General features: G+C 37.5%; 21 protein-coding genes. All 21 read right to left on the bottom strand.

What is annotated here, in order from left to right; all coding sequences use genetic code 11:
• Positions 1–64 precede the first annotated feature (64 nt).
• Positions 65–1,135: a dual-specificity RNA methyltransferase RlmN gene (rlmN, locus tag FCI53_RS07825; protein WP_138417540.1), complete on the bottom strand. Its 1,071-nt coding sequence runs from the start codon at positions 1,133–1,135 to the stop codon at positions 65–67.
• Positions 1,136–1,229: 94 nt separating this feature from the next.
• Complete coding sequence (locus FCI53_RS07820) at positions 1,230–1,733, bottom strand: hypothetical protein (RefSeq protein WP_138417538.1); 504 nt, start codon at positions 1,731–1,733, stop codon at positions 1,230–1,232.
• On the bottom strand, positions 1,730–2,209 hold the full coding sequence (locus FCI53_RS07815; protein ID WP_138417536.1) for a hypothetical protein: 480 nt from the start codon (positions 2,207–2,209) through the stop codon (positions 1,730–1,732). The genes FCI53_RS07820 and FCI53_RS07815 overlap by 4 nt, the downstream gene beginning before the upstream one ends.
• A gap of 186 nt (positions 2,210–2,395) precedes the next feature.
• Positions 2,396–2,794, bottom strand: coding sequence for a hypothetical protein (locus tag FCI53_RS07810; RefSeq protein WP_138417534.1), 399 nt, complete (start codon positions 2,792–2,794; stop codon positions 2,396–2,398).
• Positions 2,795–3,044: 250 nt separating this feature from the next.
• Positions 3,045–3,524, bottom strand: a complete 480-nt coding sequence (locus FCI53_RS07805; RefSeq protein ID WP_138417532.1) for a GNAT family N-acetyltransferase — start codon at positions 3,522–3,524, stop codon at positions 3,045–3,047.
• A gap of 383 nt (positions 3,525–3,907) precedes the next feature.
• Positions 3,908–4,315 carry a DUF4362 domain-containing protein gene (locus FCI53_RS07800; RefSeq protein WP_246050042.1) on the bottom strand — a complete coding sequence of 136 codons (408 nt, stop codon included), beginning with the start codon at positions 4,313–4,315 and terminating at the stop codon, positions 3,908–3,910.
• A gap of 187 nt (positions 4,316–4,502) precedes the next feature.
• The gene (locus FCI53_RS07795) at positions 4,503–6,458 is read right to left on the bottom strand and encodes an insertion element protein (RefSeq protein ID WP_138417530.1); all 1,956 of its coding nucleotides are present in this window, start codon (positions 6,456–6,458) and stop codon (positions 4,503–4,505) included.
• Positions 6,451–6,708: a hypothetical protein gene (locus FCI53_RS07790; protein ID WP_138417529.1), complete on the bottom strand. Its 258-nt coding sequence runs from the start codon at positions 6,706–6,708 to the stop codon at positions 6,451–6,453. Before FCI53_RS07790 ends, FCI53_RS07795 begins: the two co-directional genes overlap by 8 nt.
• 238 nt (positions 6,709–6,946) lie before the next feature.
• Positions 6,947–7,720 (bottom strand): ABC transporter permease, encoded by a 774-nt coding sequence (locus FCI53_RS07785; protein ID WP_138417528.1) that lies wholly within the window; start codon positions 7,718–7,720, stop codon positions 6,947–6,949.
• Positions 7,717–8,397 (bottom strand): ABC transporter ATP-binding protein, encoded by a 681-nt coding sequence (locus tag FCI53_RS07780; protein ID WP_138417698.1) that lies wholly within the window; start codon positions 8,395–8,397, stop codon positions 7,717–7,719. The genes FCI53_RS07785 and FCI53_RS07780 overlap by 4 nt, the downstream gene beginning before the upstream one ends.
• A gap of 250 nt (positions 8,398–8,647) precedes the next feature.
• Positions 8,648–9,844, bottom strand: coding sequence for a class I SAM-dependent rRNA methyltransferase (locus FCI53_RS07775; RefSeq protein ID WP_138417527.1), 1,197 nt, complete (start codon positions 9,842–9,844; stop codon positions 8,648–8,650).
• 170 nt (positions 9,845–10,014) lie between these two features.
• Positions 10,015–11,085 carry a hypothetical protein gene (locus FCI53_RS07770; RefSeq protein ID WP_138417526.1) on the bottom strand — a complete coding sequence of 357 codons (1,071 nt, stop codon included), beginning with the start codon at positions 11,083–11,085 and terminating at the stop codon, positions 10,015–10,017.
• The gene (locus FCI53_RS07765) at positions 11,075–11,587 is read right to left on the bottom strand and encodes an RNA polymerase sigma factor (RefSeq protein WP_138417525.1); all 513 of its coding nucleotides are present in this window, start codon (positions 11,585–11,587) and stop codon (positions 11,075–11,077) included. Before FCI53_RS07765 ends, FCI53_RS07770 begins: the two co-directional genes overlap by 11 nt.
• A gap of 725 nt (positions 11,588–12,312) precedes the next feature.
• Positions 12,313–12,705 carry a VOC family protein gene (locus tag FCI53_RS07760; protein ID WP_138417524.1) on the bottom strand — a complete coding sequence of 131 codons (393 nt, stop codon included), beginning with the start codon at positions 12,703–12,705 and terminating at the stop codon, positions 12,313–12,315.
• 94 nt (positions 12,706–12,799) lie between these two features.
• Positions 12,800–13,498, bottom strand: coding sequence for a respiratory nitrate reductase subunit gamma (gene narI, locus FCI53_RS07755; RefSeq protein ID WP_138417523.1), 699 nt, complete (start codon positions 13,496–13,498; stop codon positions 12,800–12,802).
• 30 nt (positions 13,499–13,528) lie between these two features.
• Positions 13,529–14,122: a nitrate reductase molybdenum cofactor assembly chaperone gene (narJ, locus tag FCI53_RS07750; protein ID WP_138417522.1), complete on the bottom strand. Its 594-nt coding sequence runs from the start codon at positions 14,120–14,122 to the stop codon at positions 13,529–13,531.
• 2 nt (positions 14,123–14,124) lie between these two features.
• Positions 14,125–15,621 carry a nitrate reductase subunit beta gene (gene narH / locus FCI53_RS07745; protein WP_138417521.1) on the bottom strand — a complete coding sequence of 499 codons (1,497 nt, stop codon included), beginning with the start codon at positions 15,619–15,621 and terminating at the stop codon, positions 14,125–14,127.
• Positions 15,611–19,297 (bottom strand): nitrate reductase subunit alpha, encoded by a 3,687-nt coding sequence (locus FCI53_RS07740; protein ID WP_138417519.1) that lies wholly within the window; start codon positions 19,295–19,297, stop codon positions 15,611–15,613. Before FCI53_RS07740 ends, narH begins: the two co-directional genes overlap by 11 nt.
• Positions 19,290–19,565: a hypothetical protein gene (locus FCI53_RS07735; protein WP_138417517.1), complete on the bottom strand. Its 276-nt coding sequence runs from the start codon at positions 19,563–19,565 to the stop codon at positions 19,290–19,292. The genes FCI53_RS07740 and FCI53_RS07735 overlap by 8 nt, the downstream gene beginning before the upstream one ends.
• 16 nt (positions 19,566–19,581) lie before the next feature.
• Positions 19,582–19,896: a hypothetical protein gene (locus FCI53_RS07730; protein ID WP_138417515.1), complete on the bottom strand. Its 315-nt coding sequence runs from the start codon at positions 19,894–19,896 to the stop codon at positions 19,582–19,584.
• A gap of 69 nt (positions 19,897–19,965) precedes the next feature.
• The gene (locus FCI53_RS07725) at positions 19,966–20,382 is read right to left on the bottom strand and encodes a hypothetical protein (protein WP_138417513.1); all 417 of its coding nucleotides are present in this window, start codon (positions 20,380–20,382) and stop codon (positions 19,966–19,968) included.
• Between the last annotated feature and the right edge of the window lie 96 nt (positions 20,383–20,478).

Below are 20,478 nucleotides of genomic sequence, written 5' to 3'. Positions count from 1 at the left end.
AGTCAATCACATACAAAAAAAGGTCTAACCCCCTATTTGGGAGTCAGACCTTCTACATCCGTCTTTACACTTTAATGTTACCTTTTTTAATTTGTTTACTTCTTAACTGCCCACAAGCTGCATCAATATCAGATCCTTGTTCAACGCGGACACCACAATTTATCCCATTTTCCATCAATGTCTCATAAAACTTCAAGATATCCGCTTTCGTACTGCGTTGATATTGATTATGTTCATCAACTGGATTGTATGGAATTAAATTCACATAGGACAAGTGGCGTTTGTCTTTAAGCAATTTAGCCAACTGTTTTGCCTCTTCCACATGATCATTGACATCTCGCAGCAAAATATATTCAAACGTAATTCTTCGATTGGTCTTTTCTAAATAATAATCAATTGCTGGCATTAATTTTTCTAACGGGAATGCTTTATTAATTTTCATGATTTTGGTTCTTAATTCATTGTTTGGTGCATGTAACGAAACCGCTAAATTAATTTGAATGTTCTCATCGGCAAAATCATAAATTTTATGAGCAAGCCCACTTGTAGATACTGTAATATGTCTTGCCCCAATTGATAGTCCTTGCTTGTCATTGACAACACGGAAAAAGTCCATCATATTACTGTAGTTGTCAAATGGTTCACCAATCCCCATGACAACGATATGACTAACACGTTCCCCATTGCCTTGTCCATCAAGGTGATGTTGCACGTTCATGATTTGTTCAACAATTTCCCCACTGGATAAATCACGATTTTTTGTTAACAAGCCACTGGCACAGAAAGTACAACCGATATTACAGCCAACTTGTGTGGTAACACAAACCGATAACCCATAATTAAATCGCATCAATACTGTTTCAATTAAATTACCATCCTGTAATTTAAATAAAAACTTAATTGTGCCATCTTGAGATTCTTGTTTTATTTCTTCTGATAATGTTTGTATATAAAAATTGTTTTCCAATAAATCAATACAGTCTTGGTTTAAATTACGCATGTCCGAAAAATTAGTAACACGTTTTTTATATAGCCAATCCCAAACTTGCTTGGCCCGGAATTTCTTTTGACCTTGATCGACTAACCAAGCCGTTAATTGTTCAAACGTTAATCCATAGATGGATGTCTTTTCCATTTCTACCCCTCATTTCAAAACCTGTTCGTTCATTCCACTTATCTATACTACCTAGATTCACGTAAACGCGCAACCCGTATATATTGGAAATGTGTTAATTGTTGCGTATATAACTTTGATAAACTTGCTTCACATAGACACAAAAACCGAGTGCGATCGGAATAACAATTAAATAAAAACTAAACGAATAGGTTAACTTCCAACCGTTATAATGAAACACTTCAAAAAATGCACTTATTCCTTCAAATCCCATTGAAGCTAAAGACCATAGGAATATATAGCCAACTAGCCAGATACTTTTTGGCTTAAACAGATCATATAAATAAAATAAAAAATAGCCAAATGGACCATAGGTGACATAGGTTAAAAAGTCAAAAAGCTCATAGACATTCGTATCCATAATATCATATACATCACCAATAATTGCCCCAGACAATAAATGATCGGACAATCTGGCCACCGTACTCGTAAATAGCATAATGATAATAGAAACACTTAATGGAAAACGCTTTGGTAACAAAAATATGAGACCATAGAAGACTGTTATCGTAATCAAAATAAACCATTCATTATAGTCAAAATCCTGTGGTAAAATCATTGTTTAAGCACTCCTTCATTGACTAGCACTCGCCTAAATCCTAGCCATAAAAAAAGCGTACCGACCAAACCAATCAATAAAACAATGCTCGAGTAGCCTATATTCCACCCTGTATATTGGATTACTTCCGCATTGACAAGTATTCGTTCAAAACCAATGGCGAGGAACAGGAAAAAGAAACTTAAAACTACTTTTTTAAACCTACTTGTTATAATTTTCTGTAAATTAAAGAGAGACAAATAAAGCAATGGTAACAGAATGATTTCATATAATATAAATGTTACACTTTGATCTTTATTTGAACTCGCAATATCAACTAAACTAAATGTAGCGTAAATACTTGAATAGTAACTCGTAATCCAAAACTCCAAAACTAAAAAAAGATAAATATTCTCGAAGATACTTAATTGCTTTTTCGTCACAAAAAAAGTAATCACCAACAGGGTAGTTAAATTGATAGTGATCCATAATTCCATGTATCATCACTCACAAACATTTCGTATTAGCTACCAGTATGACCAAATATACAATTTTTAAACAAAAAACGACAAACATTAGAATAGTTGACATTATTTCAAAATAGATCGCTAACCAAAGTGAAACTTCAATTAGTAGGAGCCTAGCGTCCATCCATTTAGGATAAAAAAGACAGAATGATGATCTCATCCTGCCTTTTGATCTCGTAATCGTTGTTTAATAAACAAAACGGAACGGTTCCAAGCCCTAACTATCCATTCCCTACATTCCAAAAACTGATGCTTTTCCATTTTAGTTCGTGTTTTATTCAATATACTTACAAGTAGAATTTCACTTATAAGAAATAGCTCTAATCCAACATAGAAAACGTGAAGAAACAATGCCTCTTGGATTGTCCATGCATAGATAAACCAACCAAATGTTGCCATTGTGAAAAGAAGTAATTGTATCATCGAAGCTACAACCACGTTAGTACCAAAAACCGTAGAACTTGTAACGCTGTTCAAATAAATCGCCATCATGTAACTCACTATAAAGGATAAACCGGTAAATAGTAACACCATTAGCACATGACCAAATGCCAACTGTGTTCCCCCTCTCCTAATAAACTACTATACTACAACTGTATGCTTTACTTTTGTTTAGTAGTAAAAGGGTGTCCAATTTTTCCCATATTTAAACAGAGATAAAGAACACGAAGACTAATAAATAGCTCATTCACATAGTAGCGAGGCAAGAGGCTGTACATGGAAAGCGGAGTATTCTGCGGGAAAGATTGTATCGTACTTGTTACAATCAGTTTGAAATACAAAGCTTTATATAGGAAATAGTAACTCACCCTAATTTTTTTATATACCACGCGTCACAGCTATTATGCTCTGATCCATCTAGCCCTTGATGAAGCTGCTGAAACCCTAACTTGATGTAGAGAATATTTGCTACTTGAAGTTTCTTCAATGTTTCCAAGTAACAGTAGCTATAATATTGTTTGGCATAGTCAAGTGCTACCTTCATTAATTTTTTTGATAATCCTTTGTTTTGTGCTTTAGGTGCAATGTATAACTTTTGCAGTTCACAGACATCTTTTTTTCCTGCAAATGGAGCAATACCCACGCCTCCTACTACTTCTTCTTGTTCGTTCACTACCACCCAATATTTTGCATTGAATTGTTGTTTGTAAAATTGTGTCAACCTACTCAATTCTGGGTCATAATAAGCTGTTCCTGGTATGTTTAATTCAAACGATTCCAATGAACGTTTGATAATGTTTTCGATTTTTTGATTGTCTTTTTCTTCTATTTCACGAATCTGCATCCTATCACTCCCTAATCAAAGTATCTTGATTGCTTGTTTGAACCAACCATAGTGTAGCACACCCGCTTTCCTTTTTTAATAATCTAACTAAAAAGGCAACGTCAAACTGATGACGAAGCCTTATGAATAAGTCACCTATTCTATTCTTTAGAAAGGGGTTACTGTGACCTTAACGGGTTCCGTTCTGAGGTTCTCGCACCTTAAAACACAAGTGTATTATTAGTGCTATTAAAGGAAATATCACACAGAATTCACAATTAAATCACAAAAAAGGAACTTGGATTGAAATTCCAAGTTCCTTTTATAATTCTATGGCTTTGATCTTCAACTAACAGCTCCCGTTAGTGAAGTAAACACTTTTTGTTTTTAATATGGCAAGAAATTTATTCTGGCATTTTAAAATTAAAGTAATTTCCAAAATCAGAAGAGCAGTCACTTAAATGGTACTCAATTCCATCTTCAGTGTTGCTACTTTCAAGATTTGCACAAGTTGTGCTTTTTTCTCCTTTATCAGAACCTGCATATTCATCTTGTGAATTATCATAAGTGTATTTAATATCTTTTCCGTTATACTCTAAAGCAAGGAATATTGGGTCCCCTTCAGTAGTATATCTTACTATGCGTACTGAGTCTTTATCTTCATTTTCAACATTTTCAATGAAGTTTTTAAACTCATTTAAATTGCTGATTTCTCCACCTTGATTGACCGTCACATCTCCTTCTTTCACTTGTTGACAGGCAATTAACATTGGTAAAAGTATTATAAATACAAGTATTAAATTTCTCCTCACAATTTTCCCCCCTTCATAATTTAAATCTGTTTATCGAATTAGACGAGTTAAAACTTTATTAGTTTCAAATATTGCTGTTAAACATTCCTGCCTCGTTAGTTGAATAAGCTCGTTTGTTTCCCTATCTATATTTTAACATAAAATCCCAAACCCTTTATAAAAAAATCACCTCTGTATAAAAGGCGATTTATTTAAAGTAAATAATATCTTGAATAGAAAAAACACGGTCAGCAATCCCTAATCGTTGTGCAGGCGTTTTCTTTTGTCCATCATACCCCTTGATTTTAAAGCAGAAATTATAATACGTTCTTAGGATAGTAATAGCGTATTGGGCATACTTTGGGTTAAAATTAGAGTATATATAACTTTTACCATCACCTCTAGCCGTGACCAATGGACGTTCTAATATAGACAGTCTCCTTCTAATTTGTTGCATAAATGCACTTGTCGGACGATCACTAACTTTTAATATCATATTAGCCACATGACTATCATCAAGTGAAGATATGTCCGTTGTACAATCCACATAATGAAATCCTTTATCAATGCTTGGAATAGGGTGTTCAATTGGATTTTTCGCCCAAACATTGTAAGTTTTCGTTCCGTCAGTATCGACTTTATGGAAACTGTGTGTTTGCAGTTCTTCTAATAATCTGCGATAACCCAATTCGCTCATTGAGGTTTTATTATAACCATTCATTTTTCCCCAAGAGAACAGATCATTTCTGCCATCTTTATATTCTTGATAAGAGTCTTTTAAGCTTTTGCTGCGATCTACTTGGCATAAAAAATGGTGTGCATCGGTTAGTCTAATCTCTTTTGCAAAAGTTCGATATAAAGCAGTTAGAATAGATTTGTCATCATCTGTTACGAAACGCCAGTTTTGTGCATTAACCTTTTGTTTGATATGCCATAAATGAGCAAAAGTTGTATAGGTAGAGTTTAAGTGTAATCCATCAATATACTTTGACCTACGCTCGAATTTATAAAGTTCGTTTTGGTATTCATGCTCTGTCTGCGTATCATTTGATGTTGGTGGTTGCGGAAAGAAGGAAAAGCGATCAAAACGATCATTCTTTCGCACAAAAGGGTGCACATGGTCTTCTTTGAATAATTGAGTATCTTCGTTAATCTGTTCCATTGAAATATGCCAGTCAAAAGCAATATCAGAACGAAAAACATAGTACGAGTCAATATCACCACTTATAACAACATGTGTTGGGAATTGGCTATCCTCCAAATTATCATACCTTCGTCCGCCTTGCCCTTTCTTACGAACATTGTTCAAATAGTAAATCATTTTGTCAGTATTAATCCACATCGAATCGAATGACTTCGTTTCAAGAGGCTTTGTTTCATATCTTTCCAAAAATTCAAGACATCTACGGTATAGCCATTCTAATTTGGTGTAATAAGTCTGTGAGCCAATGCCCAATATTTCACAGGTTCTTTTAACAGGAGTGCGGCTGAGTAATGCTTTCATTAAAAGTGGCAACACATCATTTCTTTTTTGATTATAAGAAAAAGATTGTTCCCTTTTCGGCAATATATTCGTTATTTTATTACAAACTTTACATTGCCATTTCTGAGATTTCCCTTTACTTTTACCTCGTTTGCGGAAAGATACTTTATCAGTAAAAGGAGTTGTATGGCTAATCGTACAGCTATCACGATGAAAATTGTACTCTGGCACCCAGTCTTCCACTCGGTCAATCATTGCAAGACGCTTTATCTCTTCTGCGATAGACCAATTAGAGTAGGGTTTAGTGTTACAATTTAGCGTCATACCAATATGGGGTCTCAGAGGGTCTGGGTTGCAAACTATTGCTTGATTTTTTCTCTCGGCATTTCCGACGAGCTTATAACGGCTTGGTTTATACTTAACATCATCGTAACGAACTTGCGGTTTACCATGCCATTTGCAAAAAGGATTGTCGCAGTAATTCATTTGGATTTCGTGATCTTCGTTGTTGTAGGTGATCTTCACAGGATTGAAAGTCAAGGAGTTATATTTTCTGGAAAACCGCATAGGAGTTAATAGAGGATAATCACGAGTCCGTTCAACAATTTCATTACTTGCGATTGGCATTTGAACATTTAATATCTCATCATCAATTGTTGCTAACCGTTTTAGTTTAGCCAATATCCAATTCCTCCATTTCCTGATCGCTAAATAATTGATTAAGAATTCGCTTGTTGTAACGTTTGTTTTTAATCCACTCTAGGAATTGCTTATCTAATAAAATGTTAGTTAAAAACTCATCAACAATTTCATCTTCCGTGTGTTCTGTGAACTCGGCATAATGCTTAACAATAGATCGAGTCCGTTCTGAAATCTTCCAATTCACTTTGGTAATTCGCTTGTTTTTAGGTTCTATAAATTTGAAATCCATACAACTGCCTCCATTTCTGTATTCACATGAAAAATCACAATTTTTTCACACACAATTCACATACCCTACAATAATTATTTCCATATGTGCGAATTTCTATACGAATTTAATTGAAAAAACTTGAAAATTTGGATTAAAACACTGTTATGATAACAAATAAAAGCGTGTGAATTCAACTGTGAATTCACACGCTTTTTATAGTGTTAATTATACTGCGAGCACCTCTAAACGGAACCCATTACTGTGACCTCTCTCCTCTTCGTTTCCACCTAACAAATTGCATTCGCTCATTAAATAGGGTTGGATAGGACAAGTAGCCAACCATAATACTTGTAACCACCGCTGTTGTTAATAACAGAAATAAGATTAACAATTGAAATTGAACTGCCCGGACTGGGTCGGCACCAGCAATTATCTGCCCACTCATCATCCCTGGTAATTGAACTAATCCAATCGTTTTTTGACTTTCAATTGTCGGGATCGTACTCGCTTTAATAGCACGAATTAATTGATCATGGATTGCTTGTTTTGGTGTTCCGCCAAGGGTTAAAATCAACTCTGTTTCATCTTGATGGTCCTCCACTTCTGAAGTAAATCGATTTAAAAATAAAATAGACAGGACCATTGAATTCCCGATAATCATCCCACTAATGGGAATGATGTATTGCGCCGTTGCTGGTGTAATGGAAAGTCCAAGTAAAATGCTCTGTGTTAACACTTCTATAAACACAAAGGTTACAATAAGTTTCCAGGTTATTCCAGGGATTGTCGAACCTTTACGCCTAGCGTTTTGCGTTGCTGCCCCAATCATGAGCACAATCATCAACCAAATGTAAACCATGTGCTCTGCATCAAATACATACTGTAATAAGTATCCAACTGCTAACAACTGAATAATGGAACGAATCGCTGCAATGATCGTGTCTTTTTCTAAACCTAACCTAAGCGTTTTAGATAATACAAGGGGGATGATAACAAAAATAAGTGCAATCGATAACGTCAAATAACTCATTCAAACTCCCCCTTCACAAACTGTTTGACTCGTTTATCTTTAGGATCCTTTAACAAGCTACTTTCTCCTGTTTCCACTACTTCTCCTTCCATCATCACCCAGGTATAATTCCCAATCGTTAAGGCCTGTTCCAAATTATGGGTAATCCAAACCATTGTTGTTCCATACTTTTTATTAATTTTTTGAATAAGATGTTCAATATCCTGTTGGGATACACGATCAAGTGAAGAAGTGATTTCATCGAGCAATAAAATTTTGGGGTAATTGACGAGTGTACGTGCAATCGATAATTTTTGTCGTTGCCCACCAGATAAGTCCTTACTGTCCCGATGTAATATGTCCTGCTTTAAACCGACCACTTCTAGTAGCTCTTTTGCTCGTTGTTCTGTTATCTGTTTTCCTTGTAGTTGTTGTGGGAGGTTTAAATTTTCCATCACGTCTCCCCGAATCATTGTCGCTTGTTGCAGGGCAATCCCCACATGCCGACGCAATTCAATTGGCTCATAGTCAACTATTGGCTTATCACTAATCATAATTTCCCCTGCATCTGGTGATTGTAGTCCATTACAAAGCTTAAATAATGTTGATTTACCCGCACCAGACGGTCCAACAATCGTTGTAATCTGACCTTCAGGGAACATTCCAGTTATATTTTTTAAAATGGTGTCTCCTCTCATAGAGTAAAAGACATTTTCAAAACGTATCGCTGCTTGTGTACTCAATCTACCACTTCCTTCTCTCAATGAACTTACCAATAGTATGTACGATTATTTTATCATTCAATTACACAACTTCTGCCATCTACTTTCTTTTCGAATTGTCTTCTCTTGCATGTTCTCTCACTCTTATGTACTTCCTTGACGTAGACTTACTAGGTATAACCCAGAATTTGCACAAAAAAAGAGAGAGATACTCTCTCTTTAAAAGTTAATTGATTTTCTTTATAAATACAACCTTCAAATAATCCCCTTGTTTATACTGCTTGACCGTCTTAAAATCTGCCGGGAGACTGAACTCTTCCATTAGCTTATAGTTACCATGCGTTTCTTTAAATGCCTTGTCGATAAACCCTTTAAATTTATCGATACCAAAACCACTATAATTGGTGGATGCCACAATGACGCCATTCTTCTCGGTAATGGCGATTGCCTGTTTCAGAAGGTTTTTATAGTCTTTTGCAGCACTGAACGTATGTTTTTTCGAACGAGCAAAACTTGGAGGATCGAGAATTACCATATCAAATTTAAGACTATGTTTCATTGCATAATCGAAGTAATTAAACACATCCATAACTTTTATTTCTTGTGCTTGCTCATCAATGTCATTAATTTGGAACTGTTCGATCGTTTTTGGTAAACTTCTATTAGCTAAATCAACACTCGTTGTTTTTTTGGCTCCACCTAATGCTGCATAAATCGAAAAGGCACCAGTGTAGGAAAACGTATTTAACACTGTTTTACCATTCGCATAGTTATCTCGAATCGTTTTTCTCACTTCACGTTGATCAAGAAAAATCCCAGTCATTGGGCCTTCATTCAAGTAAACCGCAAAGTTCACACCATTTTCTTTGATGATAATTGGCGATTCAGCTCGTTCTCCGGCCAAAAAATCATCATCGTCGATATATTTACCACCTGTATCAAACCGTTTCTTTTGATAAACCCCTTTAAAAGTAGTGGCGTTTTTCAAGGCTTGCACAATTTGATCTTTAAACTGATAAATACCATGACTGTACCAATTAATTACAAAATAGCCATCATAATCATCAATCGTAACACCACCAATGCCATCACCTTCTCCATTAAATACACGAAAAGCATTTGTGGTCTCCTCTTGGTATAATGCACTGCGGTATTGTATGGCTGCAGCTATTTTTTGATCGAAAAAAGCTTGATCGAAAGTTTGATTTTGCCTTCTTGTCAACACCCAGCCATACCCTTTATTTTGTCGTCCATAATACCCGCGTCCAAGGAAGTTTTCATTCTCATCCACTAGTGTCACAATCGTTCCTTCTTGTTTTAATACCCCTACATTAACAATTGCCTCTTTAAAAATTAATGGATAGCCTGACTTAAATTTGTTCGCAAATTTATTTTTAATCACTAATTTTTCATGGTTTTGCATCGTTTTCATCCTATCTCTTCATTTACTATCGTGTTTTTTGTAAGTCATTTAACAGATCTATCCTTATTCTACCTGTTTTGGTGATTTTTAAAAAGTTTTTGCCTATTTAGAACAAACAGTTAAAATCTTACGCTCGTATTTAGCATGGTAGTTAGGTTACATAACGATGTTCATTGATGCGGATTGTTCACATCTGAGGCCACGATTAACGCATCGATAATGCTATTTAATTTCCATCGAATATCCTGAACTGTTTCGATATTAGAGTAAGTCGGAGTGTATTTATAAACGAGAATCATATTGTTAAACTGGTAAGCCTGCGCTAACGAATTGCTTGAAACATACGTATCTTTCACTTCGCTTTCAACAGTACTTACAAGTTGATCGTCAGTATATTGATGAACATATAACATCCCTTCCTTTAAATGATAACCATTTGCTTCTACACCATGAATGGATGGAAGGTCTTCTTCAGTTGGATCAATGGTTAAATTCTTATCCCGAAACAACTGTATCATCTGATCCAAGCTCACTGGTATATTTATCTTTCTGTAGGTTATTTCATCTTGTTGATCATTCTCATCTACACTCAACCGCGAACCATCGGGAGTAATGTAATAATGGTTAATGCCATCCATGGACACATGATCAACCAAAATTTGTTCATCCTTCACATAATAGATCGAATAGCTTGAAACCTTTTTCTTAAAAAGGTTGGAGGACCATGTTACTTGAAGTTGCGCATTCATTTCCCCCGTTATAAGTGCTTGGTAAAGATTACCGTCATTAAAGCTATTTCCGGTACGCATAAAGTGATAGTTCCAAACTTCTGAATTATGTGATACGTCCTCAATCGAATTTTCCGGTGTAATTGCATCAGGTTTTCCAAATAACTCCCTTACTTGCCCTTTGGTCGCTTCAATTTCCAATTCATGTTGTATCCTTGTTGCAATATCCTTTGTATCATTGAATTGACGATTTGACCCTGTCTGCCCTAAATCCAACGTTCCATTCTGATCAACTGGAATGATCATGATTAAAAATAACAACACCGCAGCTAGACTTCCAAAACCAATCGCTACTCGTCTAAACCAATTGGTCGGTGTTTTATTCTTTTTTGTAACATGTAGGAGATGTTGATGAATCTGATCTTGTCTTTCTTTATTAAAATGCCTTTCATAATCGGGTTTAGGAAGAGAGCGGATTTTTTCTATTAACTCATTATATTGATCATTCTTCATCAAGAAATCTCTCCTTTTCTTTTTGCAACGCATGTAATGCTCGGTGAAACGTAACGCGTACTTTATTTTCGTTCCAATTTAAAACAGTTGCCGTTTCTGTTACCGTCAGTTCCTTTACCCCACGTAAAATGATGACATCGCGATAATTTTTTTTCAGAGATTGAATTGCTTGGTATAGTCGTTTATGTTTTTCATTTAACTGCAAGATTTGCTCCGGGGTTGTATCATCTTTCGGTTCCGATACGTTATCAATTGTCAACATTTCTTTTAATCTAGTACGTTTCTTTTTTCTATTTGCATCGATGGCTACATGACGAGCAATACTAATAAGCCATGTTTTGGGACTTGAATCTTCCTTAAAGGTGTCCATCGCTGTGATCGCCCGAATGAATACCTCTTGCACCAAATCCTCGACATCTCCAGAAGCCGTATAATAGATTAAGAAATGGTAAATATCTTTGTTATATTGGTAAAACCAATCTGTTATGTCATGAGTGGTCATCCACTTTCTCCTCCATTTCTTTGTCTCTATTAATTAGTCGAACGTTACCGTCATTTATTACAGTTATTTTCATATTTTAATTCGTGGTTGATAGAAACTCCGACGTAACTGATTTTCTCGCTCGCCCTTTATAAAGTAAGTGCTAGTCTAGCGCTGCGGAAATACACCTACGCTTTCCATGGGTGGCTGATGAGCCTCCTCGTTCGTCCCTCACTGCGGGGTCTCACCCAGGCCATTCCTCCCATAGGAGTCTCCGGTGTATTTCCTTCGCTCTGTTGTGTGGATCGTAATTTTAAAGTATTTTTTTGTTTGATTATACGTACAAAAAATTTCTTTTCTCGTAGACATTAAACTCAGACTCAGCTATTGGTTTAGGTGTTTTATCTGACGTAAAACAGAACATTAATAACAGCGTAGGTAGAATACGGAGATCCTCGAAAATAAAGACCAATTTTCTTCGTGCGATGTATCGCTGACGAAGCTTTCCTTGTCCTATGGGAACAGCGCGAGCCGAAGATCCACTTGGTAAAGTGGTTTTCTTTATCAAGTTAGCTGAGGCCGTGCCCATGGAAAGCGGAGTATTCTACCGAAGCGATGGAATATTACTTACTTCAAATCAGAAAAATTAATCTTACACAAACTTACGTCGGAGTTTATTGTTTTTACGACAAATCAACAAGAATCCCGTATGATTTATCATACGGGATTTGGTACCAATTTTTCCATTATTGTTTTTGATAATTCAGCAACCAGCCAATACCATATTTGTCAGTCACATTCGCATGTAAGGCACCCCAAAAAGTGTCTTGTAATTTAACTGGGGCGTGTCCACCATCGAGTAAAGTTTGATACACTTCACGAATCTCTTGTTCACTTTCTAATTCTAATGTGATTTTGATCGTATCCCCTTGCGTCATGGCATCAAATTGATCAGAGAAATGAATGACACTACTCCCTAGGTGAAGTTCTGCATGCAACACCTTTCCCTCTTGACCTTTAAACATCTCTACATCATCCGCTAACTGAACATGTTTGATTTCACCACCGAGCACCTGTTGATAAAAATTCATTGCTTCTTGGCAATTTTCAATAAATATGTATGGACTTGCTGATTTCATTTATTCTTCCTCCTAACCTTCGCAATTAAAAACGCTTAGATAAAATCTAAGCGCCCTTAAACTCAATTATAATCTATTTAGCTCGTTTGATCGATTATTCTAATCCTCTTCTCTTATACCCTACACGTGAGCGATATTGCTGTGGGGAACGTCCTAAATAATGTACCGGAACACTATAGAAGTGTACAAGTTTCGTAAATGGAACTGATGCGAATAAGGCAAATCCTGTAATGACATGTAATTTAAAAATAAACGGTACGCCTAACATTAGCTCATACTGTGGGTTGAAAGTGAATAAGCTTCTAAACCACGGACCAATTGTTAAACGGTACTCATATTCGACAACCGTTAAATTGTAAACCAATGTCATATATACACCAATACCAGCGACAATAATTAAACTAATCACAGAGAAAAAATCTGCAAACGTAGCATGTACTCGAACACGGTCGATGGTCATTTTTCGGATTAATAAAATGATCGCACCTACTACCACCATTAATCCCGCTAAACCACCACCATAAATGGCACCGATATGATACAGATGATCGGAAACACCCATCCAATGATAAAATTCAATCGGGATAAAAACCCCCATGATGTGTCCGATAATTGCAAATAGCAAGCCATAATGGAATAAGGGAGAGCCAATTTTCAGCCATTTTTTTTCAAAAAACTCGGTTGATGGTGCTACCCATGAAAGCTGACCATACGCAAACCGATAAATACTCCCTATGATCATGATTGCTAATGTGAGATAGGGAAAAATCACCCACCAAAAGATCCCTTCCATTTTTTCGCCTCCTTGATAACGTTCTTGGTGTTAGTTATACATAATTGGGTATGGCAATTCTTCAAGGTCTGCTTCTTCACGATCTTGATCCATCTTCTGCAACTCTTCTTCTGTAGGGGCTTCAAATACGTATTTCATCATTAACGAAAGAAATGGATAATACGGATTTTCTTCTGGAAAATGGTTCAAGATGCGTTGTGTCACACAGGACATCCGTTTTAATAGTCGTTCCCTTCCTTTAAAATCGTCTTCAACTGCAACAAACTCAAACAACATTGGCAAGTAATCAGCCAATTCTCCGTCCACTCGATCATAACCCGCTTCATTAATCATTTTTTGCAACTTAATTAGGGCAGCACCACGTTTGGGACTATCGCCAAATTCGTGCGCTGATAAATAAAGGCCAACCTTTGATTTTAAATCAAAGGTATCCACATATGTCTCTTGCAATTGTTTGAGTGGGATGCGATAGACCGTATCTATCGCATCTCTCACTTCCTGCTTCATTTCTGTTGAAGCCACCATATGTTCTGCACAGTCAAGAACAGCTTGGTTGTCTTGTCCATCTGGATAGCTGAACATACGAGAAGCAATCATTAACAGGTCCGTTTGATAAGCTTTCATCCTTAACTACCCCTTTCGAATGGATAGGTTACCATGCCTTCAGGTGGTGCTAAATCCTCAATGCTACATGCGCCTTGTTCGTAATGGAGATCGTCATCCATTTCTCTACGACCAGTTGGGATCACAAAACGTTCATCATATTTTGCTACCCCTAATAATCGCGCCATGTCTTCAATATCTTCCACACTCATCCCTGCTTCATCTAGTAATTTACTTTCATTCAATGGATCAATCCCACCAACATTGATACTGCGCATATGCACACGCATCGCTGTTAACTTCAGCAATACTTTGCGGATTACTTCCGTATCTCCCGCAGATAGTAAAGAAGCTAAATACTCAACAGGAATACGCATTTGATCAATTGCTGGGATGTAGCCATCCGTGTTTAGTTCTTGTTCATTTGTTACGTGGTTCATAATTGGGCTAAGTGGCGGTACATACCAAACCATTGGCATTGTTCGATATTCAGGGTGTAACGGAAGCGCAATTTTCCACTTCATCGCCATTTTGTAAACTGGTGAATCTTGTGCGCCTTTGATCCATTCATTATTGATCCCTTGTTTTTCTGCTTCGGCAATTACTTCTGGATCAAATGGATCTAGGAAGCAATCTAATTGTGCTTCATATAAATCTTGTGGATCCTCAACAGACGCTGCTTCTTTCACTTTATCTGCATCATAAAGCACGACACCAATGTAACGAATGCGACCAACACAAGTTTCTGAACAAATCGTTGGCAATCCTGCCTCTGTTCTTGGATAGCAGAAGTTACATTTCTCTGCCTTGTGCGTGTTCCAGTTGTAGTACACTTTGTTATACGGGCAACCGTTCATGCAAAAACGCCAGCCACGGCATTCTTCTTGGTCAACCAAGACGATCCCATCTTCATCACGCTTATACAGCGCACCTGATGGACAGGATGCGACACAAGATGGATTTAAGCAATGTTCACAAATTCTTGGTAAGTACATCATGAATGTTTTTTCATATTCCATGGCGATATGTTCTTGTAGTTCCTGCACATTCGGATCCATTGGTACAATTTCACTACCACCGGCTAAATCATCATCCCAGTTAGAGCCCCACTCCGGTTTATCGATATATTTGCCTGTAATCATCGACTGTGGTCTTGCCACAGGAAGGTGCTCTGACTTTTCACTTTTGATTAAATTTTCATAATCATATGTCCATGGTTCATAATAATCGTCTAACGTTCCCATATTTGGGTTGTAGAATATGTTTTTCAATTTGGAAAGAGGTCCACCAGCACGCAGACGCAACTTTCCGTCTTTATATTCCCATCCGCCTTTATAACGGTCTTGGTCTTCCCACTGTTTCGGATATCCTGGACCGGGACGAGTTTCTACATTGTTAAACCACATGTATTCCGTACCTGGACGATTGGTCCAAGTGGATTTACATGTAACGGAACATGTATGGCATCCAATGCATTTATCCAGGTGCATGACCATACTTACTTGTGCCTTAATTCTCAAGCCAATCGACCTCCTTCATTGGTTTGACCACCGCGATCGTATCGCGCTGACTTCCGGTTGGACCGTAATAGTTAAATCCATAACTTAATTGCGAATAACCACCAATCATGTGGGTTGGTTTCTGTGTAATACGAGTGACACTATTGTGTGTACCCCCACGTTTTTTACTAATCGTAGAACCTGGAACCCCCATTGTCCGATCTTGAGCATGATGCATATATACCATCCCTTTAGGAATTCGATACGTAAGCACAACACGTGCTGTTACGACACCATTACGGTTATACACTTCGATCCAATCATTGTCTTTTAACCCAATCGAATTACCATCTTTTTCGTTCATCCAAACAACTTGCCACCCTCTAAACAACTGAACCATTGGGGATGCTTCCGTAAACATTGTGTGAATTCCCCACTTTTGGTGTGGTGTTAAATAACGAACCGTTAGTGATTGTTCATTATGCTGTGCTTCTGTTTCACCTTTTACATATGGACCTTTAGTTAATGGCGGCAAGTAGGTTGGTAATCCTTCACCATAATCTAGTATCATTTCATGATCTAGATAAAAACTTTGTCGACCAGTCATCGTTCTCCATGGGATGTTGTATTCCGTATTAACGGTAAATGGCGAATACCTACGACCATCCTTTTCTAACCCACTCCACACTGGTGTAGAGATGGTTTGTCGAGGTTGGGCGGTAATATCAAGTAACGTAAAGTCTTGTTCTTCATGTCCTTCTGCTATATCAGACAAGTCTTGCCCTGTTTTTTCCTCCAGTGATTCCCAACCTTCTACAGCTCGACTACCATTGGTTGCACCAGACATGAATAGAATGGATTCAATTGCATTAATGTCAGTTGATAAATCTGGATGTCCTTTACCAATTCCTTCATGCTTAGATGTACCAAGTCGTTTCCTAAGTGCGTTATATACTTTTTCACCAGGTAGTTTAACACCTTTGGCACCATAGCCTTGTTTCAAATTCGGGCCAATCGTCGTCATTTTCTGATATACATTTGGATAATCACGACGAACAACAGAGAAATTCGGCATTGTTTTGCCTGGTATTGCTTCTGTTTCTCCATGACGCCAATCTTTAATTTCGCCATTTGGCTGGGCAATTTCATCTTTGGAATCATGACCTAATGGTGAGGTCATAATTTCTTCTACTTCATTAGGTAAATGTTCTTTAGCAAGTTCAGAGAACACTTTAGCTATTTCCTTAAATCCATTCCAATCACTTTTCGCTTCCCATGGTGGATTGATTGCTGCGTTAAATGGGTGGATAAATGGATGCATATCTGTTGTACTAATATCGTACTTTTCATACCATGTTGCCGTTGGTAACACGATATCGGAAAATAGACCAGAACTTGTCATACGAAAATCAACACTTACAAATAGATCCGTCTTACCTTCTGCCCCTTTTTCTCTAACATTGACATCATTTGGTTGCCAAGAAACTGTATCATCTGCTTGGACTTGATCCTCCCCACCAATTAAGTGTTTAACAAAATATTCATGACCTTTCCCACTATCACCAAGTAAGTTAGACCTCCAATTAAAGAAAACACGCGGGAAGTTTCTTGGGTCATCGGGATTTTCAATCGACCATTCCACCTCTCCTTTTTTCACACGTTCCACGACGTCATTGATCACTTGTTGGTTGTTTGTTGCACCATTTTGTTTGGCTTCTTTCACAAGGTCAATCGAATTTTGGGAGAATTGCGGATACGATGGTAACCAACCCAGTCTTGCAGATAATGCATTCACATCTGCTGGGTGCATTTTATGATATTTACCACCCCATTTGGACTGTTCTGTTTCAACTACTTTTTCTTCGTAACGATACTGATCGGTAGCAAAATAGAAAAAGGATGTCCCGTTTTGCAAGCGTGGTGGTGCACCCCAATCTTTTGCAAATGCGACTTGTTGCCAACCTTCGACAGGGCGTACTTTTTCTTGTCCAACGTAGTGTGCCCATCCGCCACCATTTGTACCTTGAGAACCGGTAAGTAATACAAGATTTAAAATCGCTCGATAAATGTGATCACTATGGTACCAGTGGTTCGTTCCACCACCCATGGCAATCATTGATTTTCCTTTCGTTCGAGCTGCATTATCAGCAAACTCACGCGCCACCTGAATCACATGTTGTTTATTCACACCTGTAATACTTTCTTGCCATGCTGGTGTGTATGGTTTTTCATCGTTGTAATCTGTTGGGTAATCACCTTCAAGTCCACGGCTCACACCAGTATGCGCCATCATCAAGTCATATACCGTTGTAATTTTCAAGTCATTACCATCTTTATCTTTTACATGTTTCACAGGGACACCGCGACGAACGACATCACCATGTTCTTTCGCAAAGTATGGAAATTCCATTTTTACAGTTTCATCTGACATTGGTAAAAAGCTAAGTTCAGGGTTAATCATGGTGCCATCGTCTTTTTCAAGCTGCAGGTTCCACTTATTATCTCCGTCCCAACGGTGTCCTTGCGTACCATTTGGAACGGCAAAATTATTAGTATTTGCATCCCAAACAACTGTTTTCCATTCGCCAAGCTCGTGGTCATTATTAAGGTCTGCAGCATGTAAGAACCGACCAGAACGATATTCACCATTTTTCTGATCAACCGTTACTAGGAATGGCAGATCCGTGAATTTCTTGGCATAATCCATAAAATATGGCGTTGGGTTATCAACGTAAAATTCTTTCAAAATCACATGTGTCATAGCCATTGCCAATGCACCATCTGTACCAGCTCTTGCAGGTAACCAAACATCTGCAAATTTTTCATATTCGGCATAATCTGGACTAACCCCAACAACTTTGGTTCCGTTGTATCTCGCTTCTACCATGAAGTGGGCGTCTGGTGTACGGGTTTGTGGTAAATTGGTACCCCAAATGATGAAGTACTTGGTGTTATACCAATCCGCACTTTCTGGTACATCTGTTTGTTCTCCCCAAACTTGCGGGGACGCTGGTGGTAAATCGGCATACCAATCATAGAAACTAAGAATTGTTCCACCAATTAATGATAGAAATCTAGTTCCAGCTGAATAACTAACCATTGACATCGCCGGAATGGGACTAAAACCAGTTACACGATCAGGACCATACTTTTTAATCGTATGTATCGTTGCACTAGCAATCATTTCACAAGCATCGCGCCAATTTGCTCGCACAAAACCGCCTTTTCCCCTTGCTTTGACAATTTTGGTTCGTTTGGCGGGATCATTTTGGATATTCGCCCAAGCGGTGACAGGATCATGGCCTTGCTTGCGTTCTTCTTTCCACATATGAACCAAATCACTTCGAACATACGGATATTTCACTCGAACTGGACTATAGGTATACCAAGAAAAGCTCGCCCCCCTTGGACAACCTCTTGGTTCATATTCAGGAAAATCCGCACCGTTAGTTGGATAATCAGTTTGTTGCGTTTCCGAAGTAATAATTCCATCTTTCACATAAATTTTCCAACTACAAGATCCTGTGCAGTTCACTCCATGTGTCGAACGTACAACTTTATCATGGGCCCAGCGATTACGGTACATCTTTTCCCAATCACGTGGTCGTTTACTTTCTTCTGTCCAATTGTCATTAATTTTTTCTCCAGGCGTCAAAAATTTCAAATGCTTAAAAAATTTATTTTCCTGCTTAGCCATCACTATCACCTTGTTGATCTTCAATTGGATTAAAACGTTCTCCTACGATTTTGAACGTTCCTTCCCCTTCTGTAAGTTCCTCCACGAACGTTTTTAATGTAGGGGCATTAGCTGCCACTAAAATTAACCGTTCGATTGTCTCGAAATCATCTAAGCTATAAATCTTCTCCATCAACTCAGGTGAAATCGATCCAAACCGCATGGTCACTAGTTGGATTAAATCTTCACGATCTTGTCCAATTTCTGCTTCTTGTTCAAATAAAAACATTCGAGTCCCTCTCTTTCTATGGTTTAACCATTTTGAAATAGTCTGCAATAAGTATCTCTTTACAAGTCTCTCCAACCTGTTTGAAAAAATTAGTAATTTCTTCACTTTTTTGCTTGATTTCTTTTTCTCGGAAGGTTTGTGTTTGTTCCTTGCTAAAGTCCTCACCAAAACGAACTTGGATTTCAACATATTGGTCTACTTTTTTAGCAGTTGCTTGCACATCGTAGGCATGGATATGGTGTTTAGATAACTCTGCCATTAACAATCCATATGTTTCTGGATAGGCAACCCGTAATAGCTGTCGATTGGTTTGTTTAGATTGATTTTCCATGTGACATACCTCCCATAAAAGTTTTCCCTTTTGGTTGAGTCATAATATCCCTGTAAATGACAGGATCGATCAATGTTCAGGTAATACTTTTAATTCTTCTTCATTATGAAGTTCGTCTACTAAAATGAGACTATGGAAATGATGGACAACTTGTTCATTTATTCCATCCTGATCAAGTATGTCTTTTATTTGCTGAACAAGTTTTCGCATCAAATTATGATCCCGTGTTAAACCTGTAACTGCATCGTGTAGTTCCTGTGATTCTTTCGCAAGTTCTTTATATAAACCTTTTTCCTCTGCATCCGCATGGGCAAGCGTTCTCGTTTCCCAATGTTCAATAGCAATAAATGCCGTTTCTAATGCACGCTCTTCATCGTCTTCTTTTAATAAATTACCGATAACATTCGTTAATTCGCGTGCTTCTTGTAATGCTGCTTCATGAATAGCCGAATGGCTATCTAACTTTCGTAAAGCTGGTCCTGACATATACATCACTCCTTTTCTTGTTTGTAATTATTTCCATAAATAGACACACTATACTTCAGGAGGATAAATTTACCTTATGGCAACGGTGACATTAGT

Origin of the sequence: Aquibacillus sediminis (genome assembly GCF_005870085.1) — a bacterium.
GTDB classification, from domain to species: Bacteria; Bacillota; Bacilli; order Bacillales; family Amphibacillaceae; genus Aquibacillus_E; species Aquibacillus_E sediminis.
Note: the sequence above shows the minus strand (reverse complement) of the source record. Positions and strands in the feature narration are given on the sequence as shown.

What these genes read in the sequence shown, in the direction of transcription:
- rlmN (WP_138417540.1), bottom strand. Translation starts at nt 1,135, where the DNA reads ATGGAAAAGACATCCATCTATGGATTAACGTTTGAACAATTAACGGCT.
- FCI53_RS07820 (WP_138417538.1), bottom strand. Translation starts at nt 1,733, where the DNA reads ATGATTTTACCACAGGATTTTGACTATAATGAATGGTTTATTTTGATT.
- FCI53_RS07815 (WP_138417536.1), bottom strand. Translation starts at nt 2,209, where the DNA reads ATGGAATTATGGATCACTATCAATTTAACTACCCTGTTGGTGATTACT.
- FCI53_RS07805 (WP_138417532.1), bottom strand. Translation starts at nt 3,524, where the DNA reads ATGCAGATTCGTGAAATAGAAGAAAAAGACAATCAAAAAATCGAAAAC.
- FCI53_RS07790 (WP_138417529.1), bottom strand. Translation starts at nt 6,708, where the DNA reads ATGGATTTCAAATTTATAGAACCTAAAAACAAGCGAATTACCAAAGTG.
- FCI53_RS07785 (WP_138417528.1), bottom strand. Translation starts at nt 7,720, where the DNA reads ATGAGTTATTTGACGTTATCGATTGCACTTATTTTTGTTATCATCCCC.
- FCI53_RS07780 (WP_138417698.1), bottom strand. Translation starts at nt 8,397, where the DNA reads ATGAGAGGAGACACCATTTTAAAAAATATAACTGGAATGTTCCCTGAA.
- FCI53_RS07775 (WP_138417527.1), bottom strand. Translation starts at nt 9,844, where the DNA reads ATGCAAAACCATGAAAAATTAGTGATTAAAAATAAATTTGCGAACAAA.
- FCI53_RS07770 (WP_138417526.1), bottom strand. Translation starts at nt 11,085, where the DNA reads ATGAAGAATGATCAATATAATGAGTTAATAGAAAAAATCCGCTCTCTT.
- FCI53_RS07765 (WP_138417525.1), bottom strand. Translation starts at nt 11,587, where the DNA reads ATGACCACTCATGACATAACAGATTGGTTTTACCAATATAACAAAGAT.
- FCI53_RS07760 (WP_138417524.1), bottom strand. Translation starts at nt 12,705, where the DNA reads ATGAAATCAGCAAGTCCATACATATTTATTGAAAATTGCCAAGAAGCA.
- narI (WP_138417523.1), bottom strand. Translation starts at nt 13,498, where the DNA reads ATGGAAGGGATCTTTTGGTGGGTGATTTTTCCCTATCTCACATTAGCA.
- narJ (WP_138417522.1), bottom strand. Translation starts at nt 14,122, where the DNA reads ATGAAAGCTTATCAAACGGACCTGTTAATGATTGCTTCTCGTATGTTC.
- FCI53_RS07740 (WP_138417519.1), bottom strand. Translation starts at nt 19,297, where the DNA reads ATGGCTAAGCAGGAAAATAAATTTTTTAAGCATTTGAAATTTTTGACG.
- FCI53_RS07735 (WP_138417517.1), bottom strand. Translation starts at nt 19,565, where the DNA reads ATGTTTTTATTTGAACAAGAAGCAGAAATTGGACAAGATCGTGAAGAT.
- FCI53_RS07730 (WP_138417515.1), bottom strand. Translation starts at nt 19,896, where the DNA reads ATGGAAAATCAATCTAAACAAACCAATCGACAGCTATTACGGGTTGCC.
- FCI53_RS07725 (WP_138417513.1), bottom strand. Translation starts at nt 20,382, where the DNA reads ATGTCAGGACCAGCTTTACGAAAGTTAGATAGCCATTCGGCTATTCAT.